This is a genomic window from Robertmurraya sp. FSL R5-0851 (assembly GCF_038002965.1).
GTDB lineage: Bacteria > Bacillota > Bacilli > Bacillales > Cytobacillaceae > Robertmurraya_A > Robertmurraya_A beringensis.
Map to the genome: position 1 here is coordinate 3,893,361 of NZ_JBBOOE010000001.1, position 21,736 is coordinate 3,915,096.

The following is a 21,736-nucleotide window of genomic DNA, read 5'->3' on the forward strand; positions in this document are numbered from 1 at the left end:
CATGGCATTTCAAATTTTATTAAATGTTTTTCTAGCTCTTGTCTGGATGTTTTTAAAGGTCTCAAATGAACCGATCGATTTCTTTGTTGGCTACTTTTTCGGGTTATTGCTCGTCTTTACGTTTCGACGTTTTTTCCCTTCCCGCTTTTACTTATTAAGAGTAGTAGCGGTGGTCAATCTGATTGCCATTTTTATAAAAGAGCTTCTTCTTTCAAATATTGCTGTTTTAAAGGTAATCATTAAACCCAAGCTTGATATTCAGCCAGGAATTTTCGCTCTTCCTACGGAATTAAAAAATGATTGGGAAATCACTTTGTTAGCCAATCTGATTACATTAACACCCGGGACATTAGTGGTGGATATTTCAGATGATAATCGAACTCTTTATATCCATGCAATGGACGCTTCAGATGTGGAGGCTGCCATTTCTAGTATCAAAAATACATTTGAAAAAGCCATCATGGAGGTGAGCAGGTAGTGTTACAGTGGGTCATAACCATTTCTTTAGTTTGTATTACCCTATCCATGCTTGCTATGGTGTACCGGGTCATTAAAGGTCCTACAACACCAGACCGGGTGGTTGCACTTGATGCTCTAGGAATCTGCTTAGTTGCCATCATTGCACTTGTTTCCATCATGTTAAAATCGAATGCTTTCCTAGAGGTTATCTTGTTGATCGGAATATTAGCCTTTATTGGGACAGTTGCTTTCTCCAAGTATTTAGAAAAGGGGGTCATCCTTGAACGTGATCGAAATAGTTAAGGTTATTATCGGGATATTCATCGCACTTGGAGCACTCCTAACCGTTGTTACAGCTGTCGGTCTTATCCGATTGCCAGATGTGTATACACGCACACATGCTGCGTCTAAAGCCGCTACATTAGGAGTTATGTTTGTTTTAGCAGGTACCTTTCTCTACTTCTATCTATTAGAGGGCCATATGAATTCTCGACTGATTCTTGGAATTGTGTTTATTTTTATGACCTCGCCAGTGGCGGGCCATCTGATCGCTAGAGCTGCGTACAATACAAATGGGAAGCTTTGGGAAAACAGTGTTCAGGACGATTTAGCTACAGTAAAAAAAGAACGTGCTAGGGAATAGTAAAAAATCCATGTGTGAACTTCACACATGGATTTTTTTATCTTTTTTCGATAACAGCTATTGTACAGCGTGAGACACTTATAAGCTGGTCTTGTTCGTCTGTTATTTTAATATCCCACACCATGGTTGTTCGACCTTGATGAAGTACCGTTCCAGTAGCGGTAACGATACCTTCTCTCTTACCTTTGATATGATTGGCATTAATCTCTAAGCCAACAACAACTTCCTTTTCCTTATTAACCAATTCGTACGCACCGATTGAAGCAACACTTTCTGCCAGTGCAACAGAAGCACCGCCGTGGAGAAGGCCGAACGGTTGGCGTGTGCGGTCATCTACAGGCATCGTAGCGACGACTCTTCCTTTTTCAATCTGTTTAAATTCAATTCCTAGCGTTTGAATTAATGAGTTTCCCATCATAGAGTGGAAGACCTCCTAAGCTTTTTTATTTTTTTTCGATTGATTACTTTTAATAAAAGAAACACACATACAAAAACGATACTTCCCATGAAGAGTAATTCGGTTTCATACTCGACGAGAATCTCCTTCTGATCACCAAACCAATATCCTATTGAAAAAACGATACTCAGCCAAATAAAAGCCCCACTATAGGCAAACAGAGCAAAAACTTTATAGGACAGTTTGCTTAGTCCATAAATAAATGGGACAAAGTTTCGTAATCCAGGGATAAAGTAACTAAACAGAAGGGAAAAAGCATGGTACTTCTCAATGGATTGGAAGGAACGGTCAATGGTTCGAGCGATCCGTTTGCTTTTTTGAAAGAATGGAAGGAGTCTAACACCTATGTACTTTCCTGCGAGGTAGCTTGTCGTTAGTGCAGCGACTATTCCTAGATACGTAGAAAGAAAGATGCATACTGGATTTAAGGTACCTAGGGATGCCGCTAACCCCACCGTCATGGCTATGATTTCATTAGGTACTGGCATGCCTACAACTCCAAACCAAAGCCAAAGGAACAGCCCTATATATCCATTTTCCTCAATTAAATCAAGAATAAAATCTAACTCCATTCTTTCACCTCCCAAAACCACTTTAACAACATTAGTAACTAAGTAAATTCATTATAGCAAAATATAGAACCAACTAGGTTATTTTAACATTTTTGTAATGTTATCATTAGACATTCTTTCGGACGCATATATTATGTTGGAAATCTACCCTATTTTCTTATAAAGGATGTGAAATGGTTGTACTGCTACGATCCTAGAAGCTTTCCATACTATGCCTTACCCTTTCAAGCCTATCCACACTATTCGCTCTATTACTCCGTAGGTACACGTCAGTCACCTTTCTATTACCAACCTTATTACCTCAGGCCTTTTCAAGAGGTAAATCCACAGGTATTTATGACTTCAGCTAAATATATGCAATCACTGATGAAAGATGCAAGTATGCTTCTTGAAAGAATGGCCGATTCAAAGGAGTTTGCCAAACAGCTTATGAGTAACGCACAAGAATCAAAGCAGAAGCTTGTCGAGGATCAAATCAAGCATACGGGAATTCAGAACATCCCCGTTGTGAGCTATACACCTGATGGGTTAAAACTAGTCTTCAGCAGAGATATAGATACAATGAATTGTTGCAACTTGACTCTTACAGTCAGGTGGATGTAAGGGTGTTTGCACCATAAAAAGGTTGAAATCATTCATTGTGATTTCAACCTTTTCGTCGTGATTTTAGTTTTCTAACATAATTTATTTTTAGTAGTATGGGTATCCGTATCCGTATCCATAGCCATATACTGGTGGATAGTATGGGCATGGATATGGGTAGAATGGCCTTGGCCGAAAAAACGCGGTACCTAGCAACCCCCCAGCAAAACCACCTAATAAACTAGCCGCAAACGGTGCGCCAAAGAAGAATCTATTATCTCCACGATGATACGGTCCAACGTAATGATGTTGCATTCGTATACCTCCTTTTCGTGTCTGTACTTCCCTACACTACTTCATATGCAACAAACACCTAGTTGGGATAGGCAAATGTCCATCATATGGAAATATATCCTAAAAACATAAGCTACTTTATACAAAAAAAACGTGAATTCCATAAGAATTCACGCCTGTACCCTTTTACTCCTGACCTAATACTCCAGCTGTTTGGTCACATGATTGTAGGGCTGAGTTTACTTGTTGCAAAGTTTGCTCGATGCGGTCACGGTTCGATCCTTTTTCCACTGTATTTAATGCATTTTGTAAGCAATCCTTTGCTTCTGATAAAGCACTTACTGAATCTTGAACATATCCTCTAGCATTTTTCTGCAAAAAAACCTCCTTAAATATGGTACGGAGATATTATTTACCGTTTGCAGTAGAATATGCTTTTCCAACCCTCAAAGTATTGACATTTTCTTGACCGTTGAAAAATAAGGCAAAGGCAAATATCTATTTTTTGGCACCTTCCCTTAATGCCTGTCTATAATATATAGTGATATTTTTTGTACTTTTAAAAAAGGGAGCTGAGATCATTGCGCAGCGAACAGCTTGATGATTTATATAGCCAAATTAAATTGACTGGATCAAAAGCGGAGACTTTAGTAAACGAATGGATAAAAAACCGAGTAAATAAAGAGGACATCGTCGGACTACTAGGCAGAAGAACTCAATGGTATGGGAAACTGATTAAAGAAATTCAAGACGCTGTGGAAACGGCCTCGGTTCCATTGAACATTCCTACCAAAAGAGATGTGGCAAGTGTGGCAAAACTGACGATTCAAAACGAAGATCGGCTCGAGGATATTCAGCAAAGATTAACACAAATAGAAACAACTCTACAGCGTTTAGAAGCTGCAATAGGCACAACCCCTTCATCTTCTAAAAAAGCGCCCTTACAAAAAGCAAGCAGAAGACCTCTTGACCGCAAAGAACGAGCAAAGCTTGTTCAAGAAAACCTTGCTAGGCTCTCAGATGCTTTATTAAATCAGTCAAAGCTTGGTGAGTAATATGGAAGCAGAACGATTTTCCCTAGAGAAAACTCGATGGAGTTCACTGTTCCGTGCGTTTACCGACGGAGCTTCCATCACAGCATCCACACATAGACAAGCACTCTGGAAAAGAAACAAAGCCACATTATGGTACTACCCTGCCCCAGTAAAAAAATATCATACACCTCTATATTTAGTCTACTCCTTAGTGAATCAGCCCACGATATTAGATTTAATGCCAAATACAAGTTTAATCGGTGCTCTTACAAAGGCTGGCTATGAGGTGTATTTAATCGACTTCGGTATTCCAAGATACGAGGATCGCGACATGACCATTGATGATTATGTTCTCAAGTATATTCAACCAGGTGCAAGACACGCATTGAAACACTCTAATAGCAATAGCATTAGTGTCATGGGATTTTGCCTTGGAGGAACACTCGCTGCTATTTACGCAGCTATGGCCAAGGAACCAATCGAGAATCTTATTCTCTTTGTTACTCCTGTCGACTTTTCGTATTTTCCAAAGTTTGATCTGCTGCACCAAGCGATCAAGGATGAAAGAATCGACCTATCACCTCTTACTGATGCGCTAGGAATAATTCCAGCAGCCTTTATCAATTACGGAGTTCGCCTGATCACTTCCCCTGTTTATATTTCTCCGTATTTATCGTTATTAGAAAAAGGTCATAACCAGGAATATGCACATAAATGGTCACTATTCAATAAATGGACAAAGGAGCATATCGCCTTTCCAGGTGCCGCTCTTAAGCAAATCGTGAATGACTTAATCATTCACAATAAGTTAATGACAGGAAAGTTTAAAATTGGAGGAGAACCAGCTCGATTGCAACAAATATCTGCTAACCTTTTAGTCATTGCATCAACAAATGATGAACTTGTACCACTAGAGCAAGCTTTGCCTATGATCACATTATCAGGCAGCAAAGATAAGGAGCTCATTCAATTGCCAAATGGACATACCGGTATAGCATCCGGAGCAGGTTTACCCACCAATCTTTTTCATTGGCTATCTAGCCGTTCTCATCCAGTACACATAGAAAGCGAGGAGTTAATTTAAATTGGAAATTGGAATGTATGAAGGAGTTTATGAATATTTAGGATTTGCTTATATTGTATTCCAATTGTTTTTTGAAAGAGGATACGATGTATTTTATTTCGACTTTTTCGACTAATAGGAAAAGGCCCCCAAATGGAGGCCTTTCACTTTTATAGAATAAATACAACAAAAATAATCGTTGCCAAAACAATTCGATAAATGGCAAATGGAATTAATTGAACTTTATTGATTAACGCCAGGAAAAAACGAATGCTGATAAGCGCAAACACAAACGCACTAATAAAGCCTGCAATAAAGAATGGCAGTGCATCCATAGTGAAGTATTCCCAGCTATTTAATAGAGAAATCATACTTGCACCAGCCATGATCGGAACAGCCATAATGAATGTAAAATCAGCTGCTGCACGGTGACTTAATCCTAAAATGACTCCACCAGACATCGTCGAGCCTGAGCGAGAAAATCCTGGCCATAGTGCGATACATTGGAATAAACCAATAATAATGGCTTGCTTGTACGTAATCTGATCGACCGTTTCCACCTTTGGCTTTTTATCCTTTGGCATTAGATCGGCAATAATCATGAGAACCGCACCAGCAACAAGTCCGATTAATACCGTTTCGGTTGTAAAAAGATGCTCATCAATATAGTCATCAAATAACACACCTAGAATACCTGCTGGAAGAAGACCGACGATAACTTGAGAAAGTCTTAGCTTTTTCCCACCATACTCTTGTTTAGCTTTTCTTGATGAAAGCCCCAATAACTGAATAAAACGGTCTTTGAACACAATGACAACTGCCAAAATGGAACCAAGCTGAATAACAACCTTGAACGTGTTTGCCACTTCACTACCAAACAATTCTTTTGATTTAAAAAGCATATCATCCACAATAATCATATGACCGGTTGAGGAAACTGGAGCAAATTCCGTTAACCCTTCTACAAGGCCTAAAATAATCGCAACAAATATATCCCATACATTCATCAATTACATACCTCTGTTTCTATTAATGTGTTCCATGTATAAACTCTTACTTTTTATAAAAAATTCTTCTTCCGAAAAAGATAAGTACCGCTAAAATCGCAATCGCACCTACTGCATATATAATATCGGAGTACACTTCAGTGTAACTTAAAATCTGCGTCCAATTTTCTCCGAGCTTTGCACCAATAACAATTAGAAGTGTGTTCCAAATCGCTGTTCCTAACAGTGTGAACAGTAGGAACAATGGCATTTTCATATTAGACATCCCGGCAGGAACAGAAATAAGACTTCTTAATAACGGAACCATTCGGCAGAAGAATACTGTCCAAATTCCGTAACGGTCAAACCACGCATCCGCTTTGTATACATCTGCTCTTTTTAGTTGAAGATATTTACCCCAACGATCCACAATTTTTTCCAAACGTTCAACATCCAAAATCGTACCAATATAGTATAAAATCGTTCCACCAACCACTGATCCGGCCGTTGACGCAACAATCATCATCGCTACCGACAATTCAGTTTTGGTTGTCATAAATCCGCTAAACGGTAAAACAAGTTCAGATGGAATGGGTGGGAACACATTTTCTATGACAATAATTAAAAATACACCAAGATACCCATAGTTCTCAATAATATTAAAAATCCATTCTTCCATAATATCCTCCTTGCCAAACAGCCCTTTTCAAATCAATCAGTTCTGTCTTCAACTTCATAATTGTAATCATTTGTGCAATGCCCTGTCTACCTTCTTTTTAAAATATGGTTGAATTTCCCTCTTCTAATCCCAAGTAAAACGTTCTTCCTTCCATGGGTTCCCATAGTTGTGATAGCCATTTTTCTCCCAAAAACCCGGTTTATCATTTTTGGAAAACTCGATGGCCCGAAGCCATTTGGCACTTTTCCAAAAATACAAATGTGGGATCACCGCGCGAAGCGGATATCCATGCTCAGCTGTCAGAGGCACTCCATTAAAGCTGTGTGCGAGCAGACTTGTCTCTTTTGCAAAGTCTTCAAAAGGAATATTAGCTGACCAGCCTTCTTCCGCATGAAAAATGACATGTTCCACACCCTCTAACAATTCGACGGTATTCAGCACAGCACGCGTACTTATTCCACTCCAAGTAGTATCAAGCTTCGACCACCCTGTCACACAGTGAATATCGTTTTGATATTCGGTTTGTGGCAGGGTCATGAGTTCAGAAAAAGTGAAAATTGCTTCGTTTTTTACTTCACCAAAAAGACGGAGAGTCCATTCATTTAAGTTTTTATAATATGGAACATTCCCGTGATGCAACACAGGAAAAGTGGTGGTTACATTTTGATTAGGAGGAACACGATCATTCGTCTTCTTGCTTATTTTTCCAAAATACATACAAGCACTCCCCTATTGTTAATATGTAAGAGCCTATCAAAAAATGCAGCCTTCATAAAGAAAGCTGCACTTTCATCTATTATAATACCATAGCGGCAATCCAACCGAAAATGACAAGTGGGATATTGTAATGAACAAAGGTTGGCACACATGTATCCCAAATATGATTATGCTGACCATCTGCATTCAATCCTGCTGTAGGACCGAGTGTACTATCAGAAGCTGGAGAGCCAGCATCCCCTAGCGCTGCGGCTGTCCCTACTAATGCGATCGTAGCCATCGGACTAAAGCCTAGTTCCATACAAAGTGGCACGAAAATGGTAGCAATGATAGGGATGGTAGAAAATGAAGAACCAATTCCCATAGTAACTAGCAAACCTACTACTAGCATCAATAAAGCAGCCAGCCCCTGGTTTCCACCAATCACATTCGCAGACTGTTGAACAAGTTCATCCACAGCTCCCGTGGCTTTTAATACTTCGGCAAATCCAAAGGCCGATAACATCACAAATCCGATAAAGGCCATCATTTTCATTCCATCTGTTAAAAGCTCGTCCGCCTCACGCCATTTCACGGAACCGCTCAAGTAGATAATGATGATTCCTGTAAGAGCACCAATAATCATAGAATCGAGGAGAATTTGCACGATCAATGCACCAATGATAGCTAGAACGGCAAAAATAATGGCAAACTTACTTTGTTCCTGCTTTTCAACTTTAATTAAATCATGTGTTTCATAGTTTCTTCCTTTACGGTAAGAAAAGAAAATAGCAATTAATAATCCTACTAAAAGACCCGCTGTCGGAATGAGCATGGCTGTCGGAATATCAGTAGGGTCAATGGTTAATCCACTATCAGACATATTAGTAGCTAGTATATCGTGAAAAATTTTACCAAAACCTGCTGGTAAAAGGATATAAGGGGCTGTTAACCCAAATGTTAATACAGACGCTATTAATCTTCTATCTATTTTCAACTCATTCATCACGTTTAATAGAGGTGGAATTAGAATGGGAATAAACGCAATATGGATGGGAATTAGATTTTGCGAGAAGCAGGCCATTAATAAAATAGCAAATACGATCAACGCTTTTGAATAAATCTTAGCTTTGGAATCCCCATTCTTTTGAACCATTTTTAAGACGGCATCGACCAATACATTCGGTAGACCAGTCTTTGAGATGGCAATCGCAAAGCCACCTAATAAAGCGTAACTTAAGGCAACCTCCGCACTTCCTCCTAATCCTCCAGAGAAAATTTCAATTGTTTCTTCGATCGATAATCCTCCGGTTAGTCCACCGACAATCGCTCCGATAATGAGGGATAACACGACATTTACGCGAAATAAGCTTAATAGTAGCATAACAAGCACGGCAAGGATGACTGCATTCATGTTGTTTATGTGCTCCTTTCTATATTCAATACTTTAGTTTGGTAAATTGGTAGAGTGATAAAACACAAGAATTAAAATAGCATAGAATTTTATAGCCTGTCAAGGAAATAAAAAACTCTATGGACGTTTACTTGAATTAGAACTAACCTTGTTTCACTAAGTTTGAAAAATAAAAGGAGAAATTCCGTTTATTCCGGGAAATACCGACATTTCCCGGAAAACAAGCGGAGTTTTTCCGCTTATATGAACCAATTCTTTAGATTTAGGTATAAATAAAGAAGTTAATCGGAAAATTTCCGCTTATATCTGCTTCTTGAGCCCCTACTATGCACATTAACCGGAATTTCTCCGCCTATAAAGCCTTGATTTTCAACAAAAAAATGCAGTCCAATTCAGTTGTGAATTGGACTGCTACCCACTATTTAATTGCTTCAAATCGCTCGACAAAAAGGGCGAGTGTTCTTGTCATGACACCGGTTGCTCCGTCTGGGCCTAAGTCGGATGCTTTAGAAGTGGTAGCTGTTCCTGCAATATCTAAATGTACCCATGGAGTATTTTCGGCAAACTCACCGACAAAGGCTCCGCCCATGATCGCATGACCTTCTCGGCCAGGTGAATTGTTCAGATCAGCAATTTTACTATTTCTTACTCGTTCTTTATCCTTTTCAAAAAGAGGAAGTCGCCACATAGGTTCACCCGCTTCGGAAGAGGCTTCAAGTACTTGCTCAAATAATCCTTCATGATTTGTTATTGCACCAGTTGTATCTGTACCAAGCGCGATGATCACTCCACCAGTAAGAGTTGCTACGTCAACCAAATACTGTGCTCCATGGAACTTGGCATAGGTGACAGCATCTGCCAATACTAATCTGCCTTCAGCATCCGTATTTAATACTTCAATCGTTTTTCCACTCATAGACGTAATCACATCGTCTGGCTTAAAGGCAGTACCACTAATCATGTTATCTGTCGAAGGAATGACAGCAACGACATTTTGCTCAGGACGTAATTCACCGATGATTTCCATTGCTCCAAGGACCGCCGCGGCACCACCCATATCGGTTTTCATCCCAACAATGCCATCCTTTGGCTTGATCGAGTATCCGCCCGTATCAAAGGTAATCCCCTTTCCAACTAAACCGATTACATCTGTCCATTCCTCTTTCCCCTGATACTTCAGAACAATCATTTTTGGCGGCTCGATTGAACCTTGGTTAACGGCTAACATCGCACCCATACCAAGCTTTAGCATATCTTCCTTTTCAAGAATTTCTATTTCAAATTCGTATTTTTCACCTAACTCCATTGCGTATTTAGCCATATCGGTAGCCGTCAGCATATTTCCAGGTAAGTTTACTAGTGTACGAGCAGAATTTGTTCCTTTTCCGTATACATATCCTACGGTTAACGCTGCCTGATTGTCTTCTTTTTCTAACTGCTCACTGTACACATGGACATGTTCAATCCTTTTTTCCGGCTCATTCGATTTTTGCTTATAGCCTTTAAACTCATACGTAGCTAAAGCAAGTGCTTCTCCGGCTGCATGAGCCACATCCAACGCGTCTAGTTCTTTCCCAATGAAAGAATCTAAGTGAACAGCTATCTCAACAAGCTTTGCAGATTGAATTTGTTTACACGCTGCTCCAAATGCTTCACGTATAGTAGCAAAAGTAGCATGATTCTCTTTTCCAAGACCAACGATATATAAATTTCTTGCACCAATTTTTCCAAATGTATGTATTTTCGTTATGCTCTTCTTTTTCGCGGATAAATCACCGCTTTTTACTAATTCAGTTAAATAGCATTCGAATTGATTATCTAGCTCTTTTAATTCACCGTCAAACTTTACTGGCTTATCAAATAAGCCTACGACTAGTGCGTCCAACTTCGCGGATAAATCAATTTTATTATGTACGGAAAACATACCGTCACCTCCAACATTTATAAAACTATTATATAAAAAAATATTTCGAATATCTAATTATCTTCTTCTAAAAATAAATAGTACTGGGGTAGGCGTGGGAGTGTCCCTACTTTTTCAAACGGAATTCGATCGATATGTTGTGGTATAATAGTAAGACACTGGTAAATAAATGCATGGAGCTTTTCCACGTCTAAACCCCAGTGTTTGGGACGATACGAGTCTAAATACTCATAAGCCACCTTCATCATCAATCTTGCACCAACAACATTACCGTATTCATAATGATAAATCGCTACACTCATTTGTAATAAGCCTTTTAAAAAATAATTTCCTTTATCAGTCATCCACATTTCTTCCAGTAAATCGTGACATGTATAATAATCACCTTCATTAAAAGAAATAAAAAACTCATAATATTCAGCTGGATAGTGTGACAATGACTTCCCCCCTAAACGGTGCTTCATTTACCACTATCTTAGCAAAGGAAAGTGGGAAAATCATGTGATAAACTAGAAATTTTTGTGGTATGGATTCATGATGGAGAAAAGAGGTATATACTATATGGACTTTTTATTTAACTTCCCATTTATCGCTTCCTTGATTGCCATCTTTTTTGCTCAATTTGTGAAGGTTCCTATTCAGTATCTCGCTACACGGAAGATTGATTGGTCCCTGCTTACAAGTACAGGAGGAATGCCCAGCTCCCATTCTGCTGCTGTAACCGCATTGTCTACCGGTGTCGCTTTCGAAACTGGAATTGACTCCCCTATATTCGCTGTATCAGCTGTGTTTGCAATCATAACCATGTTTGATGCGACAGGTGTGCGCAGGCAAGCGGGAGAACAGGCTATTGTACTAAATCAGCTTGTACATGATTTTCACAAATTTTTAGATGAAGCAAAAGGGTGGCCAAATAAACCTGAACAAGAGAAACGAAAAGAGTTAAAGGAGCTTCTTGGGCACAAACCAATTGAAGTATTCTTTGGAGGAATCACCGGTGTGCTCGTTGCGTTCTTCCTTCGGTTCATCACTTCATAAACAAAATATTTCCACTTAACTTTTTAAGATTGATTGGAAAACTAAAAAGGCAAGTTCCTCCTATGAGAAACTCGCCTTTTTACTTACTTACTTTCTGAACTCGTATATTGCTGACGAAACACTTGTAATGCCTTGTCCTCATTTAAGGCACGAAGGTCTTCTTCTGTCAGCTTACCATCGCCTTTTTCAATCACATACACTTCTATTGTTTTCTTACCCCAGTTGTTGTACACATCTTCAACTGTTTCATAGTAAAGGTCTACTTTATTGCCTTTGATCGCTCCACCTTTATCGGCTACAACTCCGTATCCGTAACCAGGAATAAAGAGAATGGTTCCGATTGGAAAAACATTTAAATCCGCAGCTACTGTTGAAAATAAGTCTCTTGTTACCTTCACACCTGAATATGTAATTCCAAACTCTGGATGCCCAGGATTCTTCCCAGTTGATTCAACACCTGCAGTGTAGCCAGTAGCTGTTACCGTCGCTTTCGGGTATTGTCCCCAATCAAATGCTTCTTCAAGCTTTGGCGGAGCACCGATTACTTCTTCACTTGATGAGATTAATGTTTTTTCACTAGCTATATTATTTAAAAATTTAAATGCCAATCCGATCTTTTTTACGGTGTGATCAATGACAGAATCCTCATCGTCCACTTCGTCACCATAATTTGTATTTGCCAGTAGAGATTCAGCTTTTACACCTGAGATACTTTGAAATGTTGAACCTATAGCTCCCAAAAATAACACCATCAACATGACACGCCTTATAAACAATTTCACTATTTTCATCTTTTGTTCACTCCTCCCAAAAATAGTCATTTCCCATTTCCGAGAGAAGTATTCATATTTTAGTGAATTAGTAGAGTTTGGTATATTTTAACAAGTAGGCATATAAAATAAAAAAACCTCCACTAATGTGAAGGCTAAAACATGCGATATCCCCTGTTTCTTAACATTTTTATCGTTATTCCTGCAAGTATGGCTCCTGCCATTCCACTGCTTAAAATGAGAATGTCTGCAAGTGCTAGATTCATAAATCGGTTTCCCAAGTCTTGAAATGCAGCAGCGCTATTTGTAAAATACTCACTGAAGCTAACTACATCCACAATGAGGATTGAAACGATTGGATAAATGATGGCCATAATCCACGACATTCTTAGTAGCATATTTAAGATGAATCCGATTCCAAAAAATAAAACAAAGAACAAAAGCATGGATATTGGTAGAACAAATATCGTCATTGGCATTTGGTTGTTTCCCCCTTCACACATCAACTTTTAGTGTACTAAAACCAAACGTTTTTCGTCAATAAAATGACCGGAGGAAAGATGGACAAAAAAATACTCCGCATCATACACGGAGGAAGTTTGGTTATTTTGATTCTTTTTGTTTTCCAGTTCCCCCACAGCTTGGGCATGTTTCTGAACCACCAAGTAATAGCTGGAAGTAGCCCTTACCTGAGCAATAAAGACATTCCTTTGTTTCAACCTTCACTGCACTCATTTTCCTCAACCTTTCCAAACGACTGAATTTTCAGATAATATATCATAAAAAAACAAAAAGGGAAAGTAAGAAAATCTACCAAAAACAAATGGTGGAAACGCATACAAGTGTTCTTTTCTCTGTTTTTCATGCTATTTCTAAATATTTTAATATTACAAAAACAATTTGTATGATGTGTATCCGAACTGTTGTCCTGGATCAATGCTATCTACATTCATCCTCTCTTGAGATCTCATCGCTTCAACCATATATGCGAGCATGATGGAAGCTGTATTCTCATCGAGTAACTGGTCTGGAAGGATAAAAGCAGCCTCATACAGCTCATTTTCTTGAATGACAATACTTTCCTCAAGGACTGTTTGCTGCAAAAGAAACATAATCATATTGTCACTAATTTCATGCTTGATGACCCCTGTTCGTACTCCAAGCAACTGGTCCACACGGCAGGTTAAGCCTGTTTCCTCTTTTACCTCCCGAATAACAGCCTCGTCTGCTGTTTCCCCTTCATCTACAAATCCTGCGGGTAAGGACCACTTCCCCTTCAATCCCCCATACTTCTTTTTTACCACAAGCCATTCACCATGTTCATTTATAACCAAACCAGCCACTGCTAGCCAGACCTTTCCTCTTTCCGTTTTCTTCACATTCCACACCCCACTTATACAATAATTATATCACCGATAACAACAAAAAAAGAACAAGCTGTTTTAAGCAGCTTGTTCTTTCTCGTCTATTATAGAACGTTGAATTTACCTTTTTTCAGGACTAGTGAAGGTCCGCCGATCATATATAATGCACGGTTATCAACCATCTTCTTCATGAATGAAGCTGTTCCACCAGTCATCTTTTTACCAAAGGCTACTCCGATTGCATCGTCATGTCCAAGTGAGCACACTGTTCCTTTATTATCGAAAGTAAAGTGACCTAACTCACCTTTGTCACGAATAAGAGCGACAAGATTGCTTGCACAAAGTTCCCCTTGTTGCATCGCAATTTGAGCAGTTGGAGGATATGGACGATTTACCTTCTCATCGATGATTAGTGAGCAATCACCGATAATAAATACGTTGTCGTGTCCTGGAACACGTAGGTCAGGTTGAACCTTTACACGACCTCTCATTGCTTCAAAACCAGAGTTTTCAATGATTGAACTACCGCGAACTCCCGCAGCCCAAACCACTGTTGCAGCCTTAATTTCTTCTACTTCGTCTTCGCCTTTACCAACAACAATTCCATTTTCAGTTGCTTCTTTAATAGCCGTACCGATCATGAATGTTACACCTTTACGCTCTAATTGAGCAGTTGCGTAGCTCACTAGCTCTGGATCAAATCCAGGAAGTACCATTGGAGCTGCCTCAACACAAATTAACTTTACTTTACCGAAATCAATATCGTACTCACGGCAAAGTTCAGGAACACGGTTTGTTAATTCACCCAAGAACTCAATTCCTGTAAATCCTGCACCACCAACAACGATGGTTAATCTTTCATCTTTCTTTTCTTCTTCCATGTTGTACGTAGCGAATTGGTATTCAATATGTTCACGAAGTTGACGTGCAGCATTGATATTAGCAATCGCAAATGCATGCTCTTTCAACCCTTTAATTCCGAACGTTTCTGGCTCTGCACCTAGTGACACAACAAGGTAATCGTACTCTACCTCACCTTTTTCAAGTACCACTTTCTTTTCTTCCGAGTTAATAGAAAGAACCGTACCTAAGATAAACTCCACTTTGTTCGTGTCAATAACATCCGTCACATTGTAACGTACACGGTCATGGTGCAGTGTACCAGCTGATGCTTCATGTAACCATGTTGTTTCATAGTGGTAATCATTTTTATTAATAAGAACGATATCCGCTTCATTTACTCCGACTTGCTTTTGTAATCTTGTTACTGTCATTAATCCACCGTATCCGGCACCTAATACTACGATTTTTGGTTTTCTCAAGACGTTCAAACCCACCTTTTTTATATATAGTTTTTTGTGTTTTTTTTATCTTCCGCTTCTATAAAGGAATTTATTTTATAATAACAACGAAAAGTTTGTGATGTTTTTCACGAAAGAAGACAAGAAAATGTTGAAAAAAAGACACAAAAAGTTAACAATATGTCTACATATCATCATATTCCTTTTCAGTCACTTTTTCAAGCAGAAAATCTAACAAAAATCGATCATATAAATAGTAATTTTTTCTGACAATCCTCTTAATATTAGAGACTTATTCCTGTGGGAGATTGATTATTTAGTCATAACTCTTAGCCATTTTTAATACTTTTGGTAGTATGACATGATAAATCCTACATATAGTTAGGAGGACATAGAATGAAAGAGGACCAGACAGTTTACGACATTACCATTATTGGCGGAGGACCTACTGGACTATTTACTGCCTTCTATGGGGGAATGAGGCACGCTACTGTTAAATTAATTGAAAGCTTGCCCCAGTTAGGTGGACAGTTGTCTGCTTTATACCCTGAAAAATATATTTATGATGTTGCTGGATTTCCAAAGGTCCGAGCACAGCAGTTAGTCAATAATTTAAAGGACCAAATGGCTACCTTTAACCAAAACATTTGCTTGGAGCAATCCGTTGAAAAAATTGAGAAACAAACGAACGGTATCTTTAAACTAACCACCAATAAAGAAGTCCATTTTTCAAAAACAATCATCGTCACCGCCGGCAATGGAGCCTTTCAACCCCGACGGTTAGAGTTAAAAAACTCCTCCCAATACGAAGGAAAAAATTTATACTATTTTATTGATGATCTACGCCAATTTGCTGGTCAAAAGGTGGTTATATTCGGAGGAGGAGATTCAGCGGTTGATTGGGCGTTAATGCTCGAACCAATTGCCGAAAAAGTAACAATTGTTCATCGTCGTGATAAGTTCAGGGCTCACGAGCACAGTGTACAAAACCTTCAACGTTCCAAGGTGGAGATAAAAACTCCCTACATCCCAGCTGATCTGCTTTCGAACAGCAAAGGAGACATTGCTCAAGTCGTATTAAAGAATGTGAATGATAAAACAGAAGAGACCGTTAAAGTAGATGCTGTCATTTGTAACTACGGATTCGTATCCTCCCTTGGCCCTATCAAAGAATGGGGACTTGAGATTTCAAAAAACTCCATCGTTGTGAATTCAAAGATGGAAACCAATATTCCAGGCATTTATGCAGCGGGCGATATCTGTACGTATGAAGGAAAAGTAAAGCTGATTGCCTGCGGCTTTGGTGAAGCACCAACAGCCGTGAACAACGCCAAAACATTTATTGATCCAAAGGCAAAGGCACAGCCGCTTCATAGCTCTTCCATGTTTAAATAGAAAAGCGGAAGCAGCTTGGTCAGGGGCGACAGGCATAAGATGAATCGTGCAGGAAGGCCTGCCTTCTGGAGCGATTTAGCTTATGACCCGAGCCCCTAGCTGCTGAAGCTGGACAGAGAAAAGAAAAAAGTGCAAGGGTGATCCTTGCACTTTTTAGCATTCTTCTGGTGTACCTTGGTTCGTTGCTGTACGGAAAGAGGATCCACATCCACATGAAGCGATGGCATTAGGGTTCTCGATGGTGAAGCCGCCACCCATCAGGGAGTGCTTATAGTCGATAACGGTTCCTACTAACGCAGGAGCACTTTCCTTATCAACTAAGAACGTAATTCCATGTTGAACAAGCTCCGTGTCCCCTTCTTCTACTTCATGAGCAAATCCAAGACCATATGATAGGCCACTGCAGCCGCCACCTTTAATCGATACGCGTAAGTACGCATTTTCCTCTTCGTTTTCTTTCATCATATCTTTTATTTGAAGTGCAGCTGATTCTGTCACAATAATAATATCTTTCATGATCATTCATTCCTCCCTCGAACATCTTACTTTTAGTATATACAGCAATGTCTTTATACTCAACTGAACGGACTTATAAAAATGGAATTGTTTTAGTTCCCTCATCTCACTTGAAACTAAACCTACTTCTTTTTAAATATTATGTTTTTATAGTTCTTTTATCACAAACAATAAGGTACAATAGTATTATATAAACCGTCACGAAAAATAAAAGGGGTGTGAGAGTATGATTGAACTACAGCCACTTTATGATAAAAAATGTGAGTGTATGATGTGTAAAACTAAGTTTACGACTAAGAAACTTCGCTCCCGTTTTGTGGTAGTAAAGTCCTATGACACTGACTTTGCCCCTACATATGAAAATATAGAGAATGATCCTAATCTTTATTTTGTTGCAGTATGTCCGAAATGTGGGTTTTCTTTTACAGATGACTTTGCTCCCTATTTTCCACCAGGCAGCAAGGAAATCATCGATTCTAAAATAGCCCAACAGTGGTTGCCCCGCAGTTTTGGTGAAGTAAGGACGTATCTAGAGGCTGCAAAAACCATTAAACTTGCCGCCTACTGTGGCACATTGAAAAAGGAAAAGCATGTATCCATTGCGGGTTTGTATTTGAGACTGGCTTGGATTTACAGAGTATTGCTAGATCACGAGCAGGAACAACGATTTATGAAGCTTGCTGTGGACGAGTATATGGAAGCGTATATTACCGATGATTATCGAGGAACACAAATGACCGAGCTTCGACTTCTCTATATGATTGCGGAACTTTCTAAACGAACAGGTCAGATTGACCAATCAGTAAAATATTTTTCAAAAGTCATCGAAAAACAAGGAAGCTTTAATGAGGCAAAGATCGTTGAAATGGCAAGAGATCGTTGGCAGGAAATTCGTGAAAAGCAAAAAACTAAAATATAAAAGGGTCTACCTGTATGGTGACCCTTTTTTTGTATGGTAAAGGCTGTTTTCGTAAAGTTTGTTGTTTTGAAAAATCCCAAATGCCGGATTTTTCCCCGCATAACGCTGGGTTTATTGATCTATTTGAAGAGCAGCTCTTTTCTAAGGATGTATGCTGATGGCTTTTGAAACATATTCTTTATTTCCTATAAAGTGTGTATATAGCAACAATGTTTTAGAAAAGAGCCCTGTTAAAACATCGGATTTTCTTCTAAATACTGATAAATATTTTCTACTAGTTCATCAGGTGTATCCCCAGTAACAACTTCTCCATTTACTAGTGCATACAGTGTTGATGCGCATTTGCCACAATAGCCAAGGCACCCATATTCAATGATATCTAAGTCATAATCCTTTTCTAGCTGTTCAAATGCTTTTTGAGCCCCGCTTGCTAAATTGCTTATACAAAACTCTATAATTGGTTTTATCATTTCTCCCACCTCTACTAAGTAAATGTACCTTGTCCAACCAAAAAGTTCAAGTAGGGAGTTTCCTTCCAAAAATTTTCATTGTCAAGAAATTGTACTGAATGTGTTGTGATTTTGTCACAATTTCGTTATACTTTTTATGGTGTTTTGAAACATATATCATGTTTATCTATTGATTTATCATTATAATATGTCATCATATTGAAAACGTTTTTATAAGAGAGAATAGCAACTCAACAGTAGAGAAAAAGGGGAAATTGATTATGAAGAATCTCGTTATTCTCGGCGGAGGCTACGGGGGAATGAGAATACTCGCACGCTTATTACCCTCTCAACTTCCAGACGATGTGACCATCACGCTAGTTGATAAAATTCCTTACCACTGTTTAAAAACAGAATATTACGCTCTTGCAGCTGGTACCATTTCCGATCAGCATGTAAGGGTAGCTTTCCCTGAGCACCCTAGGCTTACCATCAAATACGGAGAGGTTAAAGATATTAATCTTCAAGAGAAAACCGTTCTCGTTAATAATGATGTAGTCACTTACGATGATTTAATTATTGGACTAGGTTGTGAAGACAAATACCACAATGTCCCAGGTGCAGACCGTTATACGTATAGCATTCAATCGATTGAAAAGTCCAGAACAACGTATCAAGCATTGAATAATCTAGCCCCTGGCTCTGTTGTCAGCATTGTTGGGGCTGGTTTGAGCGGTGTAGAACTAGCAAGTGAATTAAATGAAAGCAGACCGGATTTAAAGGTAAAGTTATTCGACCGTGGAAATCATATCTTATCTGCCTTCCCTGTTCGTTTAGGAACGTATGTGGAAAATTGGTTTGATAATCACGGAGTAGAAATTGTTAACAATTCACATATCACAAAGGTAGAAGAAAATACTCTATACAATCACGATGAGCCATTACACTCGGATGCGATTGTTTGGACTGCAGGGATACAGCCCGTAGAAATTATACGAAACCTTGATGTCGAAAAGGACCATCAAGGTCGAGTGGTCCTAACGGTTCATCACAATTTACCTGATGATGAACATGTGTATGTCGTGGGTGACTGTGCAAGTCTACCGCACGCACCTAGCGCTCAATTAGCTGAAGGACAAGCGGAACAGATTGTTCAAATTCTTTTAAAAAGATGGGCAAATGAACCGCTGCCTGAAACTATGCCAGTTATTAAATTAAAGGGAGTCCTAGGCTCTCTAGGTAAAAAGCATGGCTTTGGGCTAGTAGCAGAACGCCCGATCACAGGACGAGTGGCAAGACTATTAAAATCAGGTATTCTATGGATGTATAAATATCATAATGGCTAATAATAAAGTAGCTCTCCTACCTTAGTAGGAGAGCTTTCTATTATTGAACAGGTACTTTACTAGAAAAGCTACGAATTACCTCTATAAACTCTTCTCCATACTTGTTCAGTTTATTTTGACCAACACCGTTAACGTTTAGAAATTCATCCGGTGTTTGCGGCATTTTTGCACACATGTCCTTTAAGGTAGCATCCGAGAAAACAACAAACGGTGGAACTTTTTCTTTCTCGGCCAGGCTTCTTCTTTTGGCACGAAGCTCTTCGAAAAGAGGGTTGTCCACCTCCGTAATACTACTCGTCTTTACGGCTTCTTTTCTCAGTACTATCTCATTCCCAACTAATACTTCTCTTCCAGCAGGTGTGACATATATCGTTGGATAAGATCCATGCTCGACACCAATCAATTCACGGGTAATGAGGAACTCAATTTCTTCGCTAACCTCTTTCGCACTTTTGGTCTTTAATATTCCGTACGTGCTGAGCTGATTAAAACGAAAGTCAAAAACCTTTTTATTTTTTGAACCGGTTAGAACTTGAGCTACAAGGTTTTTTCCATATTTCTGCCCCATACGAATGATACACGATAAAATCATTTGAGCTTCCTTTGTAACATCCACGCTCGTTCTCGTATCTTTACAGTTGCCACAGCGTCCACAATCGGTTGCCTCTTCTTCACCAAAGTACTCTAATATATGTGAGTGCAGGCATGATTCTGTATGGCAATAGTCGATCATTGATTGAAGCTTTTCGAGCTCTTGACTTATGCGGCTGCGATCAGCAGATTGATCAATTAAAAAGCGCTGAATCTGAACATCTTGAGGCGAATATAAAACGACACATTCACTTTTAAGACCATCTCTACCCGCACGTCCTGCTTCTTGATAATAGCTTTCCATATTTTTCGGAAGCTGAAAGTGCAGCACATATCGAATATTGGATTTATCGATTCCCATTCCAAAAGCAGAGGTAGCAATCATAACCGTACTTTCGTCATTTAAAAATAATTCCTGTTCTGACTTCCGTTCCTCGTCACTCATGCCCGCATGGTATCGTGTAACGGCAATTTTTTCTTTCTTTAATCGTTCATACAACTGATCGACCATTTTTCTTGTGGCCGCATAGATGATGCCACTTTCTTTATTATTTTTCTTAACATAACTCTTTATATAAGCATTCCGATCTTGGCCTTTGACAACCGAAAAGGTTAGATTCTCACGTTCAAATCCGGTAATCACACTGTTAGCATCGTTAATCTGTAAGGTTTTGCAGATGTCTTCTCTTACTTGTGGAGTTGCAGTCGCTGTTAATGCTAATACGACTGGTTTTTCTTGTAAGCTTCGAATAAACTTTTGAATTTGTAAATAACTCGGACGGAAATCGTGCCCCCATTGCGAGATACAGTGTGCCTCGTCAATCGCGATAAACGGAATGGTAATCATTTGAAGACTTTGTCGAAACTCACTTGACTCCAGTCGTTCTGGTGCAAGATACAAAAGTTTATATTTCCCTTCCTTTGCTCCGGTCAATCTTTCTTGAATCTCTCTGTTCGATAACGAACTGTTAATATAGGTCGCTGATACTCCTGCCTGAAGAAGCGTATCTACTTGATCCTTCATTAAAGAAATCAATGGAGAAATAACGATGGTTGTTCCTTCAAACAGTAGCGCCGGTATCTGATAACAAAGTGATTTCCCTCCACCTGTTGGCATAATACAAATTCCATCATTTCCGTTTAGCACGGTTTGAATAATTTGTTCTTGGCCCTTTCGAAAGCTAGAATATCCAAAATAAGATTGGAGCAAATGTACTGCTTGATCGATCAAAACTCAAATCTCC

27 protein-coding genes and 1 pseudogene are annotated in these 21,736 nt (G+C 39.1%); 10 read left to right on the forward strand and 18 right to left on the reverse strand.

Translation table 11 applies throughout. The annotated features are described in order from the left end of the window. Nucleotide 1 precedes the first annotated feature (1 nt). From MKX65_RS19940 to mnhG, 3 genes are read left to right on the forward strand one after another with little or no spacing between them, the layout of a single operon-like run. A complete protein-coding gene (locus tag MKX65_RS19940) occupies nt 2-478 on the forward strand; it encodes a Na+/H+ antiporter subunit E (protein WP_160546227.1) in 477 nt (158 codons plus the stop codon). 47 nt (nt 479-525) lie between these two features. Next, the gene (locus MKX65_RS19945; RefSeq protein WP_160546320.1) at nt 526-762 is read left to right on the forward strand and encodes a Na(+)/H(+) antiporter subunit F1; all 237 of its coding nucleotides are present in this window, start codon (nt 526-528) and stop codon (nt 760-762) included. Continuing rightward, nucleotides 746-1,102 (forward strand): monovalent cation/H(+) antiporter subunit G, encoded by a 357-nt coding sequence (gene mnhG, locus MKX65_RS19950; protein ID WP_340906335.1) that lies wholly within the window; start codon nt 746-748, stop codon nt 1,100-1,102. The genes MKX65_RS19945 and mnhG overlap by 17 nt, the downstream gene beginning before the upstream one ends. A 37-nt stretch (nt 1,103-1,139) precedes the next feature. Here the strand turns inward: mnhG and MKX65_RS19955 are convergent, their stop codons facing one another. Both MKX65_RS19955 and MKX65_RS19960 read right to left on the reverse strand, forming a co-directional pair. Further along, the gene (locus MKX65_RS19955) at nt 1,140-1,517 is read right to left on the reverse strand and encodes a hotdog fold thioesterase (protein WP_160546321.1); all 378 of its coding nucleotides are present in this window, start codon (nt 1,515-1,517) and stop codon (nt 1,140-1,142) included. Further along, nucleotides 1,517-2,131, reverse strand: coding sequence for a DedA family protein (locus MKX65_RS19960; RefSeq protein WP_340905260.1), 615 nt, complete (start codon nt 2,129-2,131; stop codon nt 1,517-1,519). The genes MKX65_RS19955 and MKX65_RS19960 overlap by 1 nt, the downstream gene beginning before the upstream one ends. A 336-nt stretch (nt 2,132-2,467) precedes the next feature. Between MKX65_RS19960 and MKX65_RS19965 the strand changes: the two genes are divergently transcribed. After that, nucleotides 2,468-2,734 (forward strand): hypothetical protein, encoded by a 267-nt coding sequence (locus MKX65_RS19965; protein ID WP_160546230.1) that lies wholly within the window; start codon nt 2,468-2,470, stop codon nt 2,732-2,734. An 87-nt stretch (nt 2,735-2,821) separates the two neighbouring features. Here MKX65_RS19965 and MKX65_RS19970 read toward each other — a convergent pair whose 3' ends face one another. Together MKX65_RS19970 and MKX65_RS19975 are read right to left on the reverse strand one after the other, a co-directional pair. Then, nucleotides 2,822-3,028 (reverse strand): hypothetical protein, encoded by a 207-nt coding sequence (locus MKX65_RS19970; RefSeq protein WP_160546231.1) that lies wholly within the window; start codon nt 3,026-3,028, stop codon nt 2,822-2,824. Between the two features lie 165 nt (nt 3,029-3,193). Continuing rightward, a complete protein-coding gene (locus MKX65_RS19975; RefSeq protein WP_119709779.1) occupies nt 3,194-3,385 on the reverse strand; it encodes a hypothetical protein in 192 nt (63 codons plus the stop codon). Between the two features lie 203 nt (nt 3,386-3,588). Between MKX65_RS19975 and MKX65_RS19980 the strand changes: the two genes are divergently transcribed. Both MKX65_RS19980 and MKX65_RS19985 read left to right on the forward strand, forming a co-directional pair. Beyond that, nucleotides 3,589-4,062 carry a hypothetical protein gene (locus MKX65_RS19980; RefSeq protein ID WP_160546232.1) on the forward strand — a complete coding sequence of 158 codons (474 nt, stop codon included), beginning with the start codon at nt 3,589-3,591 and terminating at the stop codon, nt 4,060-4,062. A gap of 1 nt (nt 4,063) precedes the next feature. Next, nucleotides 4,064-5,125: an alpha/beta fold hydrolase gene (locus MKX65_RS19985; protein ID WP_160546233.1), complete on the forward strand. Its 1,062-nt coding sequence runs from the start codon at nt 4,064-4,066 to the stop codon at nt 5,123-5,125. Between the two features lie 149 nt (nt 5,126-5,274). Here MKX65_RS19985 and MKX65_RS19990 read toward each other — a convergent pair whose 3' ends face one another. The 6 genes from MKX65_RS19990 to MKX65_RS20015 all read right to left on the reverse strand — a co-directional run bounded on the left by MKX65_RS19990 (nt 5,275) and on the right by MKX65_RS20015 (nt 11,240). Further along, on the reverse strand, nt 5,275-6,111 hold the full coding sequence (locus tag MKX65_RS19990; RefSeq protein ID WP_160546322.1) for an undecaprenyl-diphosphate phosphatase: 837 nt from the start codon (nt 6,109-6,111) through the stop codon (nt 5,275-5,277). Between the two features lie 46 nt (nt 6,112-6,157). After that, nucleotides 6,158-6,769, reverse strand: a complete 612-nt coding sequence (locus MKX65_RS19995; RefSeq protein WP_160546234.1) for a VTT domain-containing protein — start codon at nt 6,767-6,769, stop codon at nt 6,158-6,160. 123 nt (nt 6,770-6,892) lie between these two features. Further along, nucleotides 6,893-7,486 (reverse strand): molybdopterin-dependent oxidoreductase, encoded by a 594-nt coding sequence (locus MKX65_RS20000; protein ID WP_160546235.1) that lies wholly within the window; start codon nt 7,484-7,486, stop codon nt 6,893-6,895. 79 nt (nt 7,487-7,565) lie between these two features. Continuing rightward, a complete protein-coding gene (locus tag MKX65_RS20005) occupies nt 7,566-8,879 on the reverse strand; it encodes a Na+/H+ antiporter NhaC family protein (RefSeq protein WP_160546236.1) in 1,314 nt (437 codons plus the stop codon). Between the two features lie 418 nt (nt 8,880-9,297). Further along, nucleotides 9,298-10,803 (reverse strand): leucyl aminopeptidase, encoded by a 1,506-nt coding sequence (locus MKX65_RS20010; RefSeq protein ID WP_340905261.1) that lies wholly within the window; start codon nt 10,801-10,803, stop codon nt 9,298-9,300. A gap of 53 nt (nt 10,804-10,856) precedes the next feature. Beyond that, nucleotides 10,857-11,240, reverse strand: a complete 384-nt coding sequence (locus tag MKX65_RS20015) for a DUF309 domain-containing protein (RefSeq protein WP_340905262.1) — start codon at nt 11,238-11,240, stop codon at nt 10,857-10,859. 124 nt (nt 11,241-11,364) lie between these two features. On the opposite strand from MKX65_RS20015, the gene MKX65_RS20020 reads away from it, so the two are divergent. Then, entirely contained in the window at nt 11,365-11,841 is a 477-nt protein-coding gene (locus MKX65_RS20020) for a divergent PAP2 family protein (protein ID WP_160546239.1), read from the forward strand. 83 nt (nt 11,842-11,924) lie between these two features. Here the strand turns inward: MKX65_RS20020 and MKX65_RS20025 are convergent, their stop codons facing one another. The 5 genes from MKX65_RS20025 to MKX65_RS20045 form a co-directional block, all read right to left on the reverse strand. After that, the gene (locus tag MKX65_RS20025) at nt 11,925-12,632 is read right to left on the reverse strand and encodes a 3D domain-containing protein (RefSeq protein WP_340905263.1); all 708 of its coding nucleotides are present in this window, start codon (nt 12,630-12,632) and stop codon (nt 11,925-11,927) included. Between the two features lie 134 nt (nt 12,633-12,766). Next, a complete protein-coding gene (locus MKX65_RS20030; RefSeq protein WP_160546241.1) occupies nt 12,767-13,090 on the reverse strand; it encodes a YuiB family protein in 324 nt (107 codons plus the stop codon). Between the two features lie 124 nt (nt 13,091-13,214). Beyond that, entirely contained in the window at nt 13,215-13,346 is a 132-nt protein-coding gene (locus MKX65_RS20035; RefSeq protein ID WP_160546242.1) for a YuiA family protein, read from the reverse strand. Between the two features lie 152 nt (nt 13,347-13,498). Next, entirely contained in the window at nt 13,499-13,990 is a 492-nt protein-coding gene (locus tag MKX65_RS20040) for an NUDIX hydrolase (RefSeq protein WP_340905264.1), read from the reverse strand. 89 nt (nt 13,991-14,079) lie between these two features. Continuing rightward, nucleotides 14,080-15,297 carry an NAD(P)/FAD-dependent oxidoreductase gene (locus tag MKX65_RS20045; RefSeq protein WP_160546243.1) on the reverse strand — a complete coding sequence of 406 codons (1,218 nt, stop codon included), beginning with the start codon at nt 15,295-15,297 and terminating at the stop codon, nt 14,080-14,082. Between the two features lie 375 nt (nt 15,298-15,672). Here MKX65_RS20045 and MKX65_RS20050 point away from each other — a divergent pair, with 375 nt between their 5' ends. Further along, on the forward strand, nt 15,673-16,671 hold the full coding sequence (locus MKX65_RS20050; RefSeq protein ID WP_160546244.1) for an FAD-dependent oxidoreductase: 999 nt from the start codon (nt 15,673-15,675) through the stop codon (nt 16,669-16,671). Between the two features lie 153 nt (nt 16,672-16,824). Here the strand turns inward: MKX65_RS20050 and MKX65_RS20055 are convergent, their stop codons facing one another. Further along, the gene (locus MKX65_RS20055; protein WP_160546245.1) at nt 16,825-17,187 is read right to left on the reverse strand and encodes an iron-sulfur cluster assembly accessory protein; all 363 of its coding nucleotides are present in this window, start codon (nt 17,185-17,187) and stop codon (nt 16,825-16,827) included. Between the two features lie 226 nt (nt 17,188-17,413). On the opposite strand from MKX65_RS20055, the gene MKX65_RS20060 reads away from it, so the two are divergent. Continuing rightward, nucleotides 17,414-18,106 carry a DUF2225 domain-containing protein gene (locus tag MKX65_RS20060; RefSeq protein WP_160546246.1) on the forward strand — a complete coding sequence of 231 codons (693 nt, stop codon included), beginning with the start codon at nt 17,414-17,416 and terminating at the stop codon, nt 18,104-18,106. Nucleotides 18,107-18,336: 230 nt separating this feature from the next. Here the strand turns inward: MKX65_RS20060 and MKX65_RS20065 are convergent, their stop codons facing one another. After that, nucleotides 18,337-18,576 (reverse strand): YuzB family protein, encoded by a 240-nt coding sequence (locus tag MKX65_RS20065; RefSeq protein WP_160546247.1) that lies wholly within the window; start codon nt 18,574-18,576, stop codon nt 18,337-18,339. A gap of 260 nt (nt 18,577-18,836) precedes the next feature. Between MKX65_RS20065 and MKX65_RS20070 the strand changes: the two genes are divergently transcribed. Next, nucleotides 18,837-19,901, forward strand: coding sequence for an FAD-dependent oxidoreductase (locus MKX65_RS20070; RefSeq protein WP_160546248.1), 1,065 nt, complete (start codon nt 18,837-18,839; stop codon nt 19,899-19,901). Between the two features lie 49 nt (nt 19,902-19,950). Here MKX65_RS20070 and recQ read toward each other — a convergent pair. Beyond that, nucleotides 19,951-21,723 (reverse strand): annotated as a pseudogene (recQ, locus tag MKX65_RS20075) (DNA helicase RecQ); the annotation flags it as partial. Between the last annotated feature and the right edge of the window lie 13 nt (nt 21,724-21,736).